Here is a 17,382-nt window from a genome sequence, read left to right as displayed (position 1 = left end):
GAGTATGCATACTTCTGCAGATGGGTTGTTCCACCCTACATATGCGCACGATCTTGATCGTGCGTTGCGGTTTATTCAGGAACATGATCAGTTTCTGGTTGTGGCACATGTAAATCCTGACGGTGACGCTATAAGCTCTACGCTTGCTATCGGCTGGCTGCTGAACTTGTGGGACAAAACGTTTACCATGGTTAATGAGAATCAGATACCAGTCCGTTTGCAATTTATGGCTAATACAGACAACGTCATGATACATGAGGAGCTGGATCAGGCAGAAGCGCCTGCTTTTCAAGCGGTCATATGTGTAGATTGTGCGGATTATGACCGAATTGGCAGGATCAAGGAATGGATCACGTCAGACGTTCCTCTGCTGAACATCGATCATCATCCGACTAACAATCGTTATGGAAGTGTTGCATGTATTCGCGATAATGCTGCCGCAACGGCTGAGATCTTGTTTGATATGTTTGTACAAGGCAAGGTCACATTGGACCTTGACGTCTCTACGATGCTGTATACGGGATTGCTGACGGACACAGGCGGATTCCGCTATAGCAACACTACACCTCATGTAATGGCAATAGCCTCTGCACTGCTTGCGCTGGGTGTAGACGGCAATGATATAGCAGATCGTTTGTTAGAAAAGATGTCCTTTGCTCAAATGAGCCTGATTCAAAAAGGTCTTGGCCGACTTGCATTTTCAGATGATCACCGGATTGCTTGGTTGTATATAACACCAGAAGACATGACGGAGACGGGTGCTTTAAACGAGGATCTGGAAGGGCTGGTCAACTACCCGCGAAATGTAGAGGGTGTCGAGGTAGGTTTGTTGTTTAAAGTTAATGCGAATGGCCGTATCAAAGTGAGCATGCGTTCAGCTGGTAAAGTCAACGTAGCTGAGGTTGCACAAACGTTTGGCGGTGGAGGACACGTGAGAGCAGCAGGCTGTACGTTGACCGAGCCGCTGGATGACTCGATAAAAGCCGTATTAGAGCAGGTGAAACAACGATTATGACAAGTCTAAATGGCATCCTTCCGGTTTGGAAGCCAGAAGGATGGACATCACATGATGTCGTCGCCAAAGTGCGCGGCATCGTAAGAGAGAAGCGAATCGGCCACACGGGGACACTTGATCCGCAAGTAACCGGTGTGTTACCGCTATGTGTAGGCAAGGCAACTCGAATTGTGGAATATTTGCAAGAGCTGCCCAAGCAGTACGAAGCCGTGCTTCGTTTTGGAGTTGCTACGGACACGGAAGATAGCAGTGGAACTGTTATGGAAAGAATGGATGCTGCTCATCTTACAGAGGAACGGATTCGAGAAGTTATGGCATCATTCTCAGGTCAGATTGATCAGGTTCCACCGATGTATTCGGCCGTAAAAGTCAACGGACAGCGACTTTATGAATTAGCTCGTGAAGGCAAGACGGTGGAACGTAAATCACGCACCGTAACCATCCATGATATTGAAGTGTTGGATATGAATCTGGGTGTGAGCGAACCAACAGTTCGATTCCGGGTCACTTGTTCGAAAGGGACATATATTCGCACTTTATGCGTGGATATTGGACGGGCATTAGAGGTGCCATCTACGATGGAATCTTTAATTCGAACGATGTCTGCTCAGTATACTGCAGAACAATGTTATACGATAGAGCAGATTCAACAGGCGGCAAATGAAGGATCGGTCGAGGCGCTTCTGCAGCCAGTTGAGCAAGCGATGTCACATGTACCTGCTATACACATGCTTGACGCTTTTGCTCATTATGCCGTTCAAGGTCGAGGCATACCATTTCGAGCCTGTTCATTCCAACCTTTGACGAATCAGTTGTATCGGTTGTATGATGAACAAGAAGCATTTTACGGGTTGTTCCACGTACCTGTCGAAGATACGTGCTTGCGACCGGTTAAAGTGTTTTTACCATCAACAACTTAATTAAGATGGCGCAAGCATGAAGTCGCTGTTTAAGCTTGCGCCCTTTTCGCAGCAGATATTGTGAATGGAAGAACATACTAATCCCGGGGTGGATGTAGGAGTTTAGAGAACAATGCAGACAATAGTACTTCAAAATTCATTAGAGGATGCCACTTGGGAGCTGAACCAAGCGGAACAAGTGCTCGTTCTCGGTCACTTTGACGGCATACATCAAGGACATGCACATGTTATTGCGCGTGCTTTGAAGCATGGTAGAGAACATGGCCTTTCTGTAGGTATGATGACTTTTCATCCACATCCGAAGCATGTATTTGGCAGAACAGGTTACGACCGTTATTTAACGCCACTGCATGAGAAGGAACGTATTTTGGCTGAGATGGGACTGGATCGATTATATGTAGTCGACTTTGACACAGACTTTGCACTTATTACGCCAGAACAATTTGTACAAGCTGTATGCAGGCTTGGTGCCAAGCATGTGGTGTGTGGCTTTGATTATCGTTATGGCCATCGCGGAGCAGGAACTGCTGAGAACCTGAAGGTGGCTGGAAGCAATTGCTTTACAGTTGATATTGTAGAGCCTTGCGATGACGAGGGTGTGAAGGTTAGCAGTACACGGATTCGGGGTTGTCTGCTCGAAGGTGATATGAGGCAGGCTAACCATTTGCTTGGGCGCACTTATTCTATACGCGGCGAGGTTGTGCATGGTGAGAAACGTGGACGTACAATCGGGTATCCGACTGCTAATGTTCATCCAGAAGAGCCTTATTTTATTCCGCGTCTTGGCGTATATGCGGTTCGTGCATTTGTACGCGGCAAGATGTATGACAGCGTAATGAGTATAGGATTAAAGCCTACGTTCCGCAGCGATATCATGGAGCCGGTCATCGAAGCGCATCTGTTTGATTTCGATGAAGATATCTATGGCGAGACCATGACCGTGCACTTAGTAGAGTATTTGCGCTCCGAGAAGAAATTTTCTTCTGTACACGAGTTGATCGATCAGATTCAACGCGATGCGGATGCAGCACGGAAACGTCTGCAGGCGTTTCCGTCATAATGTTTTACTTTGCGTGGAATTGATGATATACTGATAACATTGTCGCGTTATTCGCGGCTTGTCCATAGCTTGGTTACTCGATCTCACCGACGGTGACGAGGCTTTCGGATATACTATATTATTTATTTTGGGAGGTGAATAGGATGGCTTTGACTCAAGAACGTAAGCAACAGCTTATCGAAGAGCACAAGACTCATGCTTCCGACACGGGTTCTCCGGAAGTTCAGATCGCTATCCTCACGGAAAACATTGTAAACTTAACAGATCACTTGCGTACGCATAAGAAAGACCATCATTCCCGTCGTGGATTGTTGAAAATGGTCGGTCAACGTCGTAAGCTGTTGGCTTACTTGAAAAACAAAGATGTTACCCGTTACAGCGCTTTGATCGCCAAACTCGGTCTGCGCCGTTAATAGCTTGAACCCAAGCAGCCTGGTTGTGATACGCCGCCGACAACGCGGCCTGCAACCGGGTTGCTTTTTATCGTAAAGCGGATGTTATTCACTGAGGCACCTTCGGGTGCTTTATACATAACTAATGGTTGTTGTCCTATAGATGGCATTAGTGCCGATTGCCCTTGTCATAATAAAGTTGGGAAGAGCACGGTTTTTGCGGCTTATAGCAGGAAATAATGGGATTAGCATAGAAAATAGTAACGTTACATTAAGGAGGGATTTCCCATGCATCGCATCGAGATGGATCTCGGCGGCAGACCGTTTGCCTTGGAGTATGGCCATTTGGCTAAACAAGCAAACGCAGCGGTTAAGGTGATTTACGGAGATACAGTTGTGTTGTGTACCGTAACCGCATCTAAAGAACCTAAAGATTTAGACTTTTTCCCGCTCACAGTTAACTATGAAGAGCGTTTGTACGCTGTAGGTAAAATTCCAGGTGGATTTATTAAACGCGAAGGACGTCCAAGCGAGAAAGCAATATTGGCAAGCCGCCTCATAGACCGTCCAATTCGTCCATTGTTCCCGGAAGGTTTCCGCAACGATATTCAGATTATGGATATCGTTATGAGCGTGGATCAAGATTGTCCACCAGAAATTGCAGCGATGATCGGTACTTCCGCAGCACTTTCGATATCGGACGTTCCATTTAACGGACCAATTGGCGGCGTAATCGTTGGCCGTGTTGACGGACAATTTATTATTAATCCAACGGTAGAGCAAGAAGAGAAAAGCGATCTGCACGTAGTTGTATCAGGTACTAAGGATGCCATTATGATGGTGGAAGCTGAAGCAAATGAAGTATCCGAAGAAACGATGCTGGAAGCTATCATGTTTGGTCACGATGTAATTAAAACAATCGTAGCTACGATTGAGAAATTTGTGGCTGAAGCTGGCAAAGAAAAGATGGCTGTAAAGCTTCATACGGTTGATGCAGAAGTGAATACAGAGGTTCGTGCATTTGCTCAGGAGCGCTTAGTGGAAGCTATCCGTATTCCTGAAAAGCATGCTCGGCAAGATGCAATTGATGTTATCAATCAAGAAACAGTTGAACATTTTACTGCAATGTACGCTGAACAACTGGACAAGCTGGATGACGTCAAAGAAACTCTTTATGACATCGTGAAGGAAGAAGTTCGTCGTTTAATTACACATGACAAAGTTCGTCCTGACGGTCGTCAATTGGCGGAAATTCGCGCTATCGAGTGTGATGTGAAGCAATTGCCACGTACGCACGGTTCTGGTCTGTTTACACGTGGTCAGACACAAGCTTTGTCGATTTGTACGCTAGGTGCACTTGGTGATGTGCAGATTCTTGATGGCATTGGCCTGGAAGAGTCCAAACGTTTTATGCATCATTACAACTTCCCTCCGTTTTCCGTTGGTGAAGCTCGTCCATTGCGTGCGCCAGGTCGTCGTGAGATCGGTCATGGTGCATTAGGTGAACGTGCTTTGTCCAAAGTTATTCCATCTGAAGTGGAATTCCCATATACGATCCGTCTCGTTTCCGAGGTATTGGAATCCAATGGTTCTACATCACAAGCGAGTATTTGTGCAAGTACTTTGGCTATGATGGATGCTGGCGTACCTATTAAAGCTCCTGTAGCGGGTATTGCAATGGGCTTGATCAAAGATGGAGAACATTTCTCAATCTTGTCTGATATTCAAGGGATGGAAGACCACCTTGGCGATATGGACTTTAAAGTAGCAGGTACAGCTGAAGGTGTGACTGCCATTCAGATGGATATTAAGATCAATGGTATTGACCGCGATATCTTGACGCAAGCGCTGGCACAAGCACGTGAAGGCCGACTTCATATACTCGGCAAGATGATGGAAGCCATTCAAGAGCCACGTGCAACGTTGTCTCCATATGCGCCTAAGATTTTGACGATGAATATTAATCCTGACAAGATCCGTGACGTAATCGGCGCTGGCGGTAAAGTCGTCAACAAGATTATTGAAGAAACTGGCGTCAAGATCGATATTGAGCAAGACGGCCGTATCTTCATCGCTTCACCGAGCCAGGAATCGAATGAACGTGCCCGTGAAATTATTGAAGGCATCGTTCGTGAGGTTGCTGTTGGTGAGGTGTACACAGGAACTGTTAAGCGGATTGAGAAATTTGGCTGCTTTGTTGAAGTACTTCCGAACAAAGAGGGCTTGGTTCATGTATCCCAGCTGTCGACAGAACGTGTGGCTAAGGTTGAGGATGTTGTAGCGATTGGCGATAAGATCGAGGTTAAAGTGACCGAGATTGATCAACAAGGTCGTATCAACTTGTCACGTCGTGTATTGCTTGAACCTGCGGGCGCAGAAGGAGCAGCAGCACCGGCTCCACAATCAAGACCGCAGCGCTCTGATCGTCCGGATCGCGATCGCAGACCAAACAGCGGACCACGTCCGCCGCGTAACGATCGTCCGACACAATCCTAATTGCCCAACCTCTTATTACAATATGTACTAAGAGGTTGTTTATACCGTTAAGGAAAGAGGCAGATCCAATTCTGGCTCTTTTTTTGCATTTGTAATATTAGGTTATTAGACTTGTCCGCATAACGTTATCCTTTTTAGCATAGAATGGAAAAGGACAATGGTATGAGAAGGGATGGACAAGATGGGGCCAAATATACGCAAAGCAATAACGGTCATAATGAGCTGCATCTTTGTATTAGCGATTGTACGGCTGACAGAGGTAGGCTCTTTTATCAAAGAGCAAAAAACCACTGCTTCATGGATGCATGCCTTTGACAGTAATGAACAGTCGGTTATGGTAGCTGATCCATTAATGGAACGTATTATGGATATAGCAAAATCTCGTTCAATTCAACCTATAAACGCAACGATAGATCGTGTGTGGAAAGCCATTCCAGGTTACAACGGGCTCGAAGTAGATGTTGAACAAAGTTATGCGCTTAATAAACGTGTGGATGAAACAAAGACGCCGCTTCAGCTTGCTTATCGCGAAACGGAGCCGACTGTTACATTGTCGCAGCTTCCCCCGAGCCCGGTATTTAAAGGTAATTCGAATAAACCTATGGCTGCTTTGATGATTAATGTGGCGTGGGGAAACGAATTTATCGAGCCCATATTAGAGACACTGCAAAGTGAGCAGGTAAAAGCGACCTTTTTCTTTGATGGATCTTGGCTAACCAAAAATCCAGAGCTGGCTAAAGCGATTTATAAGGCAGGACATGAGGTTGGCAACCACGCTTATACACATCCTAATATGAGTACGCTTAGTGAAGGACTTCAGCATCAAGAAATAGCAAAGACCGAGAAAGTAGTTAAAGCGACCTTTGGTGTGAATAGTAAGTGGTTTGCCCCACCTTCTGGTGATTTTAATGCTCTTACAGTCCGAACAGCTGCTTCGCTTGGGATGCGAACCGTTATGTGGACGTTTGATACGTTGGATTGGCGTCATCCAAGCCCTGCGACGATCGTCCAACGGCTAAGGGCGAAGCTCGAGGCGGGTACCTTAATTCTCATGCATCCGACATCGTCTTCAAGTTCAGCCCTTCAAAGTATGATTCATGTGATCAAACAGAAGAAGCTGGCTCTCGGAACGGTAAGCGAAATATTGTCGGAGAAGCGGCATGGGGAGTTAAAAGTTGAGCCGTGACCATTTTTTTGATAGGATTAGATAGGCATTGATCACGGTTGAGGAGGACCTCCGTTGAAGAAATTGCAATTGCGTAACGGCTTGAGAGTCGTATTAGAGAAAATACCTACATGCCGTTCGGTCTCGTTTGGTATCTGGGTCAAGACTGGATCCCGTAACGAGAATGAGACAACGAACGGAATTTCCCACTTTATTGAACATATGCTGTTCAAGGGAACAGAGAGATTCGATGCACAAGCAATCGCGGAATCATTCGATGCTATTGGCGGAAACGTTAATGCTTTTACATCGAAGGAATATACGTGTTACTATGCAAAAGTGTTAGATGAACATCTTCCGATCGCGGTAGATGTACTCTCAGATATGTTTTTCCGATCTAATTTTGACCCATCAGAATTGGATAAAGAGAAGAACGTCATTTTAGAAGAAATTGCGATGTATGATGACACACCGGACGATACGGTTCACGATCTGGTGACACGTGCGGCTTACGGATCTCATCCGCTTGCCTACCCGATCTTGGGAACTGAAGAGCGGCTGCAGCCGATGAAGGCCGAGCATTTGCGTCAGTACATGAAGCAGCATTATAGTGTAGCAAATACGGTTGTTGCGGTTGCTGGCAACTTTGATGACTCAATCATAGAGCTGTTAGAAAATCATTTTGGTCATTATCATAACGATCATGAAGAGCAGCAATATGATGCACCTGCATTTCACAGCGATTTGTTGTATCACGAGAAGAAGACAGAGCAGAACCATATTTGCTTGAGTCTTCCTGGTTGTTCAATGACAGATCCACGCTTATACGCGATGATTATTCTGAATAATGTCATTGGCGGCGGAATGAGTTCTCGTTTGTTCCAGGAGATACGTGAAAAGCGTGGTCTCGCCTATTCTGTATATTCTTATCATTCTTCTCATGCGGACAGCGGCCTATTTACGGTGTATGCGGGTACTGCGCCAAAGCAGACGACTGACGTGCTTAACCTAACGCTGGAAGTGCTTGAAGGGATGACAGCAAAAGGATTAACCAGTGACGAGCTGATGAAGGGCAAAGAGCAGCTCAAAGGCAGTCTCATCCTGAGTCTGGAAAGTACAGGCAGCAGAATGAATCGTCTAGGCAAGAACGAATTGATGGTAGGCAGACATTATACATTAGATGAAATTATCGCTCGCATTGAAGCTGTTACGATGGATGATGTGGATCACATCATTAAGCAAATGGTTTCCAAGCCCTTTGCTGTGTCCATGGTAGGTGCCAATGATCAGGCGATTTCGGCTTTTAGGAGGGATTATCTTGTTGCAAGCGACTTACGAGGTACAAATTAAGAAATTACCAGGTAACGAGGATGTTCCGATGCCACAGCAGATGTCTGAATTGGCAGCGGGATTTGATCTATATGCAGCAGTTGAACAGCCAATAACTCTCGCTCCAGGACATCGTGCGCTTGTACCCACTGGATTTGCGATGGCGCTACCGCCTCAGTTAGAAGCACAGGTTCGACCACGAAGCGGGTTAGCGTATAAACATGGCGTAACATGCCTTAACTCACCAGGCACAATTGATGCCGATTATCGTGGTGAGGTCAAGGTGTTATTAATTAACCATGGTCAGGTGGCATTTACGATCGAGCGAAATGAACGTATTGCTCAAATGGTGATTCAAAAAGTTCCAACCGTCCACCTTATTCAGGTTGATGATTTGTCTGAGACGGTACGTGGTGAAGGCGGATTTGGCCACACAGGTACTAAATAATGTCATAATGAACAGCACGACCTCCGTTAGGAGGCTGTGCTGTTTTTTTATCACTACGCGGAAATAAAGATATTCTTCTTTCATGAGTGCATCTCTACATTTTTAGTGCGACAGCTGCTGCACCCTTTCTAGGCTATTGCATAAAATGTTCTATATGTGTAGTAGGGCAATTAGAAAGGAGTGAAGGGCGAACATGTTGACCGGAGTTCATGTCGTGTTCATAGGCGGAGATGCCAGACAACTCGAAATGTTTCAGAAGCTTGCGGAGCTGGATGCCAGCGTGACCTTAATCGGATTTGACCAATTGTCGAATCCCTACCATGGTGTACAACGTCAACCGTTGTCTCCCGAGCTGCTGCAGTCCGCAGATGCACTTGTGCTGCCGGCAGTCGGAACGGACGAGAACGGTCGTGTACATGCGATATTCACTTCCGAAGAGTTAACGCTGACAGAAGAGCTAGTCGCAGCGCTTCCAAAGCATGCGGTTGTTTTTACAGGCATGGCCAAACCTTACTTAAGCAATCTTTGCGGAACACACAACATCCAGTTGGTGGAATTGTTCGAACGTGATGACGTAGCTATCTATAACTCGATTCCGACAGCGGAGGGTGCCATTATGATGGCGATCCAGCATACGGATATTACTCTTCATGGCTCTGAGACAATTGTTCTTGGCATGGGAAGAACAGGATTCACAATGGCTCGAAGCCTCTTAGGTCTGGGTGCAAATGTGCGTATTGGCGTGCGCCGAGATGAACATTTTGCACGAGCTACCGAGATGGGTTTTAAGCCGTTTTATGTGGGTGAATTGTCAACTCAAGTGACAAATATCGACTTGCTTTTTAATACGATACCGACTATGATAGTCACAGCACAGGTCATCGCTCAGATGCCGAACCGTGCGGTGCTTATAGATTTGGCTTCTAAGCCAGGAGGCATTGATTTTCGTTTCGCTGAGAAGCGTGGAATTAAAGCCATGTTAGCCCCTGGATTGCCAGGAATCGTAGCACCGAAGACCGCGGGCCGCATTCTCGCTCACATCATCAGCCAACTGCTGTCGGAGATTACGCAGAAGCGGGGGAATGAGGCATGAGCCTTGATTATAAGGGGATTACCGTCGGGTATGCTTTGACGGGATCTCATTGTACGTTCGAAGAAGTAATGCCGCAGATTCAGCGATTTGTAGATTTGGGTGCACGTGTTGTTCCCATCGTATCCAATACGCTTATGACAACAGATACCCGCTTCGGGAAATCGCAGTACTGGCAGCAGCAGTTGAAAGATATCACGGGGAATGATATGATTTCTTCAATTGTTGAGGCTGAACCATTAGGGCCTTCCAAGCTGCTGGATGTACTTGTTATCGCACCATGCACAGGGAATACAACAAGTAAGCTCGCAAACGCCGTAACAGACAGTCCAGTATTAATGGCTGCTAAAGCACAGATGCGCAACTTAAGGCCGCTAGTGCTTGCGATATCCACCAATGATGGGTTGGGTCTGAATGCAGCTAACATTGCGAAATTGCTTGTAACGAAGAACATATACTTTGTCCCGTATGGTCAGGATAATCCGGCACAGAAGCCGAATTCATTAGTTGCTAGAATGGAATTGATTCCTGAAGCGTGTGCAGCGGCTCTTGAAGGGAAACAGTTGCAGCCGCTCATCATTGAACGCTTTCAGTATAAATGACATGGCTTGACCGAGCGTGATGATCGATGATATCACGCTCTTTACGCACTTATGCGGGGTAGAGGGGAGAAACGACAAATGACGAATCAAAAGCGGTTTAATGTAGCAGTAGTAGGCGCAACAGGGGCAGTTGGGGAGCAGATTTTAAAGCTGCTCGCAGAACGCAATTTTCCTATTCAGGAACTTAAGCTCTTGTCTTCTGCCCGTTCCGCTGGCACCAAGATCAACTTTAATGGTGTAGAGCATACGGTGGAAGAAGCTCATCCAGAAAGCTTTAATGGAATTGATATCGCGTTATTCAGTGCAGGTGGAGATGTAACAAAAGCACTTGCTCCAGCGGCTGTCGAGCGTGGTGCGGTTTGTATCGACAATACGAATGCTTATCGTATGGACCCGAACACTCCGCTAATTGTTCCTGAAGTCAATGAGGATAAGATTAAAGAGCATAAGGGAATTATTGCAAATCCGAACTGTTCGACGATTCAAATGGTAGCAGCTCTCAAGCCGCTGTATGACCGTTATGGCATTGATCGTATTATCGTTTCTACTTACCAGGCAGTATCCGGCGCAGGTAGTCGCGCTATTGACGAACTGCTCCGTCAATCCAAGGAAGTATTGGATGGCAATGCGGTTGAGCCTGACCTTTTGCCGGTGTCTTCTTTACCGGTAAAGCATCAGATTGCATTTAACGCAGTTCCGCAGATTGATAAATTCCAAGATAACGGCTTTACGTTGGAAGAAATGAAGATGATCCGTGAAACGAAAAAGATTATGGATGATGAAGATCTCCAAGTTACTGCGACATGCGTACGTATACCGGTCGTGTATGGCCATTCGGAATCCGTATACGTTGAGTTGAAAGACGACTTTGACTTGGCAGAAGTTCGCCAATTGCTGCAAGATGCTCCTGGCATTACGCTGCAAGACGATATCGCCACTCAATCTTATCCGTTAGCTACAGAAGCAGCGGGCAAGCCAGATGTATTTGTTGGCCGCTTGCGTCGTGACTTATACCATCCTCGAGCACTCAATATGTGGGTCGTTTCCGACAATTTGTTAAAAGGCGCTGCTTGGAACGCGGTACAAATTGCAGAGTACATTGCATCGGAGCGGCAGGAGTAGCAAGACCGCTCCTGCTTTTTTGTCCAGACCTACGTTCTGGCAGTCAGTCTTCATTGTTGGAGGAATTACGCATGCGTATACTTGTACAGAAGTTCGGTGGAACTTCCTTATCTACATCTGAAGCCAGAGAACGGGTTATCCACCATATTCGCCGTGAATTGGCACAAGGGTATCACATTGCTGTTGTCGTTTCCGCCATGGGACGCAAAGGGGAACCTTACGCAACGGATACTTTGTTAGATTGGATCGATCATAATGGCAATCAACTACCTGCTCGCGAACAGGATTTATTGCTGTGCTGCGGTGAAATTATATCAGCTACCACTTTATGCAGTTTATTGTTAAGCGAAGGCATACCTGCCACGGTATTTACAGGAGCACAGGCAGGGTTTAAGACAGATCAGCATTTCGGCAATGCTCGCATTCTCGATATTCGTCCTGATCGTGTTCTAAATGCATTAAAAGAGAACAAGGTTGTTATCGTAACTGGGTTTCAGGGACAAACAGAACAAGGTGACTTTACGACATTGGGACGTGGTGGTAGTGATACTTCGGCAACAGCACTTGGTGCGGCATTACGTGCCGAAATCGTGGATATTTATACCGATGTTAACGGAATATTAACAGCAGACCCACGTCTGGTAGAGGATGCGAAGCCTTTAACGATTGTTAGCTATGCTGAAATATGCAATATGGCCCATCACGGGGCTAAAGTCATTCATCCTCGTGCGGTTGAGATTGCTATGCAGGCGCAAGTTCCTGTACGCGTACGGTCAACCTTCTCAGATGATGAAGGGACGTTGGTAACTCATCCCGAAGGGTTCAGTGATTTCCACCCAGGTATTGTTGATCGCTTTGTAACGGGAATTGCATACGTTAGTAACGTTACACAGATTACGGTTGAGGCACACGATGGTGCTGAAGACCTCCAGTTAAACGTATTTAAAGCGATGGCGCATAACCAGATAAGTGTTGACTTTATTAATGTTACCCCATCTGGCGCCGTATATACGGTGTTTGATAGTGATGCGGAGCGGGCACTTGAAGTACTTCACCAACTAGGCTATAAGCCGAAGTCATTGCCAGCGTGCGCTAAAGTATCTGTAATTGGGGGAGGCATCAATGGAGTGCCAGGTATTATGGCCCATATTGTAGAAGCACTTACGAAGCAGGAGATTCAAATTTTACAATCGGCAGATTCCAACACTACCATCTGGGTACTTGTTCGTAAGGAAGACATGGTACGTGCATTACGCGCATTGCATGCTAAGTTTGAACTTCATCGCTAAAGTCATTTGTTGTGTAATTGGTTTTCTTGGCTTGCAGAATGAATGCGCAAGAGAGGAGTCCACTAATGGAATTCGGAAGATTAATTACGGCGATGGTTACGCCGTTTCATGAGGACCTGACAATTAATTGGCAGCAAGCAGAACAATTAATCGATTACTTAATTGACGTTCAACGAAATGATAGTCTTGTCATTTGTGGGACAACTGGCGAATCACCTACGTTATCGGATGAAGAGAAAGAGGCCATGTTCCGCTTTGCTGTAGAGAAGGCTCGCGGTCGAGCACGTATTATTGCAGGAACAGGCAGCAACAATACAGCACATTCCATCCATCTGACGCGTATTGCTGAAATGTCAGGGGTAGACGGGGTGCTGCTTGTTGTTCCATACTACAATAAGCCAAATCAGGAAGGCATGTACCAGCATTTTAAAGCTATTGCAGAGTCTACTCGACTTCCTGTTATGTTGTACAATGTACCGGGGCGGACAGGTGCAAGCATCAGTGTAGATACAACACTTCGATTGGCACGAGACGTATCGAATATCGTTGCCACAAAGGAATGTGTTTCTATTGAACAGATGTCATTAATCGCTGCGGGAGCGCCCGCTTCATTCCGTGTGTACAGCGGAGATGATGCTGCTACCTTGCCATGTTTAAGTGTAGGCGGCTATGGTATCGTGAGCGTAGCAGCTCATCTTGTAGGTGCTCAAATGAAGCAGATGATAGAATCATATGTGGCTGGTCATGTGCAAGAGGCAGTGGACCTTAATCATCAGCTTCATCCTGTTTTTAAGGGGCTTTTCGAAGCGCCGCATCCCGTGCCGAACCCTGTGGCAGTCAAGTATGCTCTACAGCTAATAGGGTACGAGGTGGGCAGTGTACGGCTTCCTCTCGTACCGGCTTCGATTGATGAGCAGGCTTTTATTCGACAACTGGTTCAGAAATCAGTCGAACTTTAAGCTCCTAATTTTCGAGAATTTTATTATCATTTAAGTTATCAATAATACTTATTTACTGCTTGTTAATTATGGATACGTAAGAGGAGCGGCCTAAGGCCGCTTCTTTTTATGAGAACATTCTAGGATCGCTTATGATGTCTAACCAGCCATCCAATCGGTCATTTTAGCTATTTTTATGAGTGAAATGATAAGAAGTTTATCCGAATTAGCTGATATCAGCATCTCTTTTTCATTTTCAGGGGAAGATATTCGTATCAAAACGCTGACTTGTGTTTTTTCCTAACGTTCATGTATAATGATTATCAAGTGACTGGGTGCGGTATATTTTTCATAACAAAGAGTGTTCGTTGGTGCGACGGCCAACTGAATATATAGGAGGTTTAAGATTACATTGTCGAAGAAGACCAATACAGATAAATTGTCTATTTTTGCTTTGGGCGGCGTAGGTGAAATCGGAAAAAACATGTACGTCGTTCAGTACGGTAACGATATCGTAGTAATTGATGCCGGATTAAAGTTTCCTGAAGAGGATATGCTTGGAATCGATATCGTCATACCTGATATATCATACTTGACTGAGAATCGTGACAAAGTTAGAGGAATTATCATTACGCACGGACATGAAGACCATATAGGTGGTTTGCCGTATGTATTACGTCATTTGAACGTTCCGGTTTACGGCACACGTTTGACACTCGGCTTGATCGAAAGCAAGCTGCGTGAAGCGAATTTGCTTGGTGACACAAAGCGTATCTTGATAACAGCTGATTCGGAAGTGCCGCTTGGAACGATCACAGCGAGCTTCTTTAAGACAAATCACTCGATTCCAGATTCGGTCGGCGTATGTCTGGACACACCTGAAGGTGCAGTCGTACATACGGGGGACTTTAAGTTTGACCATACACCTGTGAACGCGCAGTATGCAGATCTTAACCGAATGGCCGAGATTGGCAAGCGCGGGGTGTTGGCATTACTGTCTGACAGTACTAATGCAGAACGTCCAGGCTTTACTCCCTCCGAGAGCAGTGTAGGAGTGAAACTGGAAGAGATCTTTAGAAAGTCTCAACAGCGAGTAGTAGTAGCTACATTCGCTTCCAATATTCATCGTGTGCAGCAAGTTATTGAAGCAGCACATGCCACTAATCGCAAGTTAACCGTAGTAGGTAGAAGCATGGTGAACGTCGTCACTATCGCTTCGGAACTCGGATACCTTAACATTCCAGATGGGATGTTGATCGAGCCAGAAGAAGTTAACAAGATGGCTGCTGATCGTGTTGTTATTTTGTCAACTGGAAGTCAAGGCGAACCGATGTCAGCATTGACTCGTATGGCTCGCTCTACGCACCGTAAAGTTGATATTTTACCAGGCGATACCGTCGTAATCGCTGCTACACCTATCCCAGGTAACGAGAAATATGTTGGACGAACTGTTGATGAATTGTATCGCCTAGGGGCTAACGTTATCTATGGCGGATCTTCTACAGGTGTCCATGTATCAGGTCACGGTAGTCAAGAAGAATTAAAGCTTATGCTGAATCTGATGCAGCCGAAGTATTTCATTCCTATCCACGGTGAGTATCGTATGCTTCGTCATCACGCGCAATTGGCGGAAGCTGTCGGTATTGAGCGTGAGAACATCTTTATCACAGATATCGGTGACACGGTAGAGATTCAGAATGGCGTTGCACGCCGCGGATCCAAGGTTCCATCCGGATATGTACTCATTGACGGACTTGGTGTAGGAGATGTGGGTAATATTGTGCTACGCGACCGCAAGCTGTTGTCGCAAGATGGCATCTTGGTAGTCGTGGTCACTTTGAGCAAGCAGGATGGCACGATTCTGTCGGGGCCAGACATCATCTCTCGCGGATTCGTTTATGTACGCGAGTCAGAAGGTCTGCTTGATGAGGCGAACCGAATCGTTACGTCGACTCTTCAGCGCTTAATGAGTGAGAACGTCAACGAATGGGCGTCATTGAAGACTCACGTCAAGGATGCGCTCGGTCGTTTCTTGTATGAGCAGACTCGACGTCGCCCAATGATTCTGCCGATAATAATGGAAGTTTAATGTTATTAATACCAGTAGTGTGACCTTTGGTCGCACTCAAGTCACTGCATGTCTAGAGCTCTTGGTGATATCCCTTTACCGCAGGGATACTGCCAAGAGCTTTTTTGGTTTCCGAATAAGTCTATACCGGATAGAGCAACCTATGACAGCATCGGTATAGAATGGAGGGAACGATGTGTCACAAAACGAAATACAGTCGGATCAGGGAACTCCCCAATTTAATAGGAATAAGGTGCCTAATTCAAATTGGATTACGAATGATCAACCGCCCCAGGTGCCTGCTTTTCCGCAAGAGCCGATCGGTGATAAAGCACCCCCAACTGTACAGAACATACAGCAGCTAGGTACTGCATCTATACCTAGTCCTGGGGAATCCAATATTTATTGCCTTAATATTATTGGGCAGGTGGAGGGGCATATTATTTTACCTCCGCAGAATAAAACAACAAAATACGAACATATCATTCCACAATTAGTCGCTGCAGAGCAGAATTCGAAGATTGAAGGCGTTCTTGTTATTCTTAATACGGTTGGAGGAGATGTGGAGGCTGGGTTGGCGATTGCTGAAATGATTTCCTCATTGTCTAAACCTACGGTCACATTGGTGTTGGGCGGAGGACATAGCATAGGTGTGCCTATAGCGGTAGCATCCAACGTCTCGATTATTGCAGAAACAGCAACGATGACGATCCATCCGATTCGACTTACTGGATTAGTTATCGGTGTGCCTCAGACTTTTGAATATTTGGATAAAATGCAGGAGCGGGTTGTTAGGTTTGTTGTAAGTCATTCAAATATCACAGATGTTGCCTTTAAAGAACTAATGTTTAAGACTGGTGAGCTGACAAGAGATATAGGTACAACCGTGATCGGCACAGACGCAGTGCGTGTAGGACTGATAGATGAGATTGGCGGTATTCAGACTGCTTTACAGCATCTAAATCGTCTTATTGAAGTGAAGCGGGCTACAGGGACCACGGATGGTATTGTGAATAAAAAAGGCCTCGTCGAAAACGGAAATATACAAAATAACTTAGCAGAGGGGCAGCAACCTACAGCACCGATGTATACAGAACATTCTCAGTCATCGATATCGCAACAAACGAACCCTCCAGGACGAGGGAACTAATCATGACGATGTATACAATAATGCCGCTTGAAGTGGTGACGCAGGGAATGGACAGTCATAAACCAGTATTTGAGGAAATGAGCTGGCAGGGCAGGATGCTCTTGGTTGAACGGATCTCTATGCATGAGGTGAGAATAGAGCGCTTGCTTCAAGGTACGACAATTAGCGACTACTTAGAAGCTGCTTTGCAACCCGGACATATTATTCGCTTCTCATAGTGAAAACGACACCCTGCGTGGTTAGTCTACAGAAATTGTCGGGGACTGACATAATGCATAGGATGGAACCGTACAGATCA

17 protein-coding genes are annotated in these 17,382 nt (G+C 45.9%); 16 read left to right on the top strand and 1 reads right to left on the bottom strand.

The features are described from left to right. Window positions 1-4 precede the first annotated feature (4 nt). From MH117_RS08440 to rpsO, 4 genes are all read left to right on the top strand, one after another. Window positions 5-1,015: a DHH family phosphoesterase gene (locus tag MH117_RS08440; protein ID WP_239328692.1), complete on the top strand. Its 1,011-nt coding sequence runs from the start codon at window positions 5-7 to the stop codon at window positions 1,013-1,015. Then, complete coding sequence (truB, locus tag MH117_RS08435) at window positions 1,012-1,935, top strand: tRNA pseudouridine(55) synthase TruB (protein ID WP_239328230.1); 924 nt, start codon at window positions 1,012-1,014, stop codon at window positions 1,933-1,935. Before MH117_RS08440 ends, truB begins: the two co-directional genes overlap by 4 nt. A gap of 112 nt (window positions 1,936-2,047) precedes the next feature. Next, a complete protein-coding gene (locus MH117_RS08430) occupies window positions 2,048-2,995 on the top strand; it encodes a bifunctional riboflavin kinase/FAD synthetase (protein WP_239328229.1) in 948 nt (315 codons plus the stop codon). A 143-nt stretch (window positions 2,996-3,138) separates the two neighbouring features. Beyond that, entirely contained in the window at window positions 3,139-3,408 is a 270-nt protein-coding gene (rpsO, locus tag MH117_RS08425; protein ID WP_028545203.1) for a 30S ribosomal protein S15, read from the top strand. Here rpsO and MH117_RS08420 read toward each other — a convergent pair. Continuing rightward, window positions 3,405-3,557, bottom strand: a complete 153-nt coding sequence (locus MH117_RS08420; protein ID WP_239328228.1) for a hypothetical protein — start codon at window positions 3,555-3,557, stop codon at window positions 3,405-3,407. The two genes, rpsO and MH117_RS08420, sit on opposite strands and share 4 nt — an antisense overlap. 118 nt (window positions 3,558-3,675) lie before the next feature. Between MH117_RS08420 and pnp the strand changes: the two genes are divergently transcribed. The 12 genes from pnp to MH117_RS08360 all read left to right on the top strand — a co-directional run bounded on the left by pnp (window position 3,676) and on the right by MH117_RS08360 (window position 17,302). After that, window positions 3,676-5,883 carry a polyribonucleotide nucleotidyltransferase gene (gene pnp / locus MH117_RS08415; RefSeq protein ID WP_239328227.1) on the top strand — a complete coding sequence of 736 codons (2,208 nt, stop codon included), beginning with the start codon at window positions 3,676-3,678 and terminating at the stop codon, window positions 5,881-5,883. A 172-nt stretch (window positions 5,884-6,055) separates the two neighbouring features. Next, window positions 6,056-7,069, top strand: a complete 1,014-nt coding sequence (locus tag MH117_RS08410; protein WP_239328226.1) for a polysaccharide deacetylase family protein — start codon at window positions 6,056-6,058, stop codon at window positions 7,067-7,069. Between the two features lie 54 nt (window positions 7,070-7,123). Continuing rightward, window positions 7,124-8,398, top strand: a complete 1,275-nt coding sequence (locus tag MH117_RS08405; protein ID WP_239328225.1) for a M16 family metallopeptidase — start codon at window positions 7,124-7,126, stop codon at window positions 8,396-8,398. Continuing rightward, entirely contained in the window at window positions 8,367-8,825 is a 459-nt protein-coding gene (gene dut, locus MH117_RS08400) for a dUTP diphosphatase (RefSeq protein ID WP_275444560.1), read from the top strand. Before MH117_RS08405 ends, dut begins: the two co-directional genes overlap by 32 nt. Window positions 8,826-9,018: 193 nt before the next feature. Continuing rightward, on the top strand, window positions 9,019-9,918 hold the full coding sequence (gene dpsA, locus MH117_RS08395; protein ID WP_239328224.1) for a dipicolinate synthase subunit DpsA: 900 nt from the start codon (window positions 9,019-9,021) through the stop codon (window positions 9,916-9,918). Further along, complete coding sequence (locus MH117_RS08390) at window positions 9,915-10,517, top strand: dipicolinate synthase subunit B (RefSeq protein ID WP_239328223.1); 603 nt, start codon at window positions 9,915-9,917, stop codon at window positions 10,515-10,517. The genes dpsA and MH117_RS08390 overlap by 4 nt, the downstream gene beginning before the upstream one ends. A 78-nt stretch (window positions 10,518-10,595) precedes the next feature. Beyond that, on the top strand, window positions 10,596-11,639 hold the full coding sequence (locus MH117_RS08385) for an aspartate-semialdehyde dehydrogenase (RefSeq protein WP_239328222.1): 1,044 nt from the start codon (window positions 10,596-10,598) through the stop codon (window positions 11,637-11,639). 71 nt (window positions 11,640-11,710) lie between these two features. Beyond that, window positions 11,711-12,928 carry an aspartate kinase gene (gene dapG / locus MH117_RS08380; protein WP_239328221.1) on the top strand — a complete coding sequence of 406 codons (1,218 nt, stop codon included), beginning with the start codon at window positions 11,711-11,713 and terminating at the stop codon, window positions 12,926-12,928. Between the two features lie 65 nt (window positions 12,929-12,993). Beyond that, on the top strand, window positions 12,994-13,887 hold the full coding sequence (gene dapA, locus MH117_RS08375) for a 4-hydroxy-tetrahydrodipicolinate synthase (RefSeq protein WP_239328220.1): 894 nt from the start codon (window positions 12,994-12,996) through the stop codon (window positions 13,885-13,887). A 391-nt stretch (window positions 13,888-14,278) separates the two neighbouring features. Beyond that, window positions 14,279-15,955: a ribonuclease J gene (locus MH117_RS08370; RefSeq protein WP_028545212.1), complete on the top strand. Its 1,677-nt coding sequence runs from the start codon at window positions 14,279-14,281 to the stop codon at window positions 15,953-15,955. A gap of 232 nt (window positions 15,956-16,187) precedes the next feature. Then, window positions 16,188-17,084: a ClpP family protease gene (locus MH117_RS08365; protein ID WP_481857260.1), complete on the top strand. Its 897-nt coding sequence runs from the start codon at window positions 16,188-16,190 to the stop codon at window positions 17,082-17,084. 2 nt (window positions 17,085-17,086) lie between these two features. Continuing rightward, complete coding sequence (locus MH117_RS08360; protein WP_239328219.1) at window positions 17,087-17,302, top strand: YlzJ-like family protein; 216 nt, start codon at window positions 17,087-17,089, stop codon at window positions 17,300-17,302. Window positions 17,303-17,382: the final 80 nt, after the last annotated feature.

The sequence above is a fragment of the Paenibacillus sp. ACRRX genome, from assembly GCF_022346885.1.
Taxonomy (GTDB): domain Bacteria; phylum Bacillota; class Bacilli; order Paenibacillales; family Paenibacillaceae; genus Paenibacillus_B.
This window is presented reverse-complemented; position numbering and strand designations above follow the sequence as displayed.

Excerpts from the sequence above, each read along its gene's own strand:
- dapA (WP_239328220.1), top strand. The coding sequence starts at position 12,994 with ATGGAATTCGGAAGATTAATTACGGCGATGGTTACGCCGTTTCATGAG.
- MH117_RS08440 (WP_239328692.1), top strand. The coding sequence starts at position 5 with ATGCATACTTCTGCAGATGGGTTGTTCCACCCTACATATGCGCACGAT.
- pnp (WP_239328227.1), top strand. The coding sequence starts at position 3,676 with ATGCATCGCATCGAGATGGATCTCGGCGGCAGACCGTTTGCCTTGGAG.
- dapG (WP_239328221.1), top strand. The coding sequence starts at position 11,711 with ATGCGTATACTTGTACAGAAGTTCGGTGGAACTTCCTTATCTACATCT.
- MH117_RS08390 (WP_239328223.1), top strand. The coding sequence starts at position 9,915 with ATGAGCCTTGATTATAAGGGGATTACCGTCGGGTATGCTTTGACGGGA.
- dpsA (WP_239328224.1), top strand. The coding sequence starts at position 9,019 with ATGTTGACCGGAGTTCATGTCGTGTTCATAGGCGGAGATGCCAGACAA.
- MH117_RS08410 (WP_239328226.1), top strand. The coding sequence starts at position 6,056 with ATGGACAAGATGGGGCCAAATATACGCAAAGCAATAACGGTCATAATG.
- MH117_RS08385 (WP_239328222.1), top strand. The coding sequence starts at position 10,596 with ATGACGAATCAAAAGCGGTTTAATGTAGCAGTAGTAGGCGCAACAGGG.
- MH117_RS08360 (WP_239328219.1), top strand. The coding sequence starts at position 17,087 with ATGACGATGTATACAATAATGCCGCTTGAAGTGGTGACGCAGGGAATG.
- truB (WP_239328230.1), top strand. The coding sequence starts at position 1,012 with ATGACAAGTCTAAATGGCATCCTTCCGGTTTGGAAGCCAGAAGGATGG.
- MH117_RS08420 (WP_239328228.1), bottom strand. The coding sequence starts at position 3,557 with ATGCCATCTATAGGACAACAACCATTAGTTATGTATAAAGCACCCGAA.
- rpsO (WP_028545203.1), top strand. The coding sequence starts at position 3,139 with ATGGCTTTGACTCAAGAACGTAAGCAACAGCTTATCGAAGAGCACAAG.
- MH117_RS08430 (WP_239328229.1), top strand. The coding sequence starts at position 2,048 with ATGCAGACAATAGTACTTCAAAATTCATTAGAGGATGCCACTTGGGAG.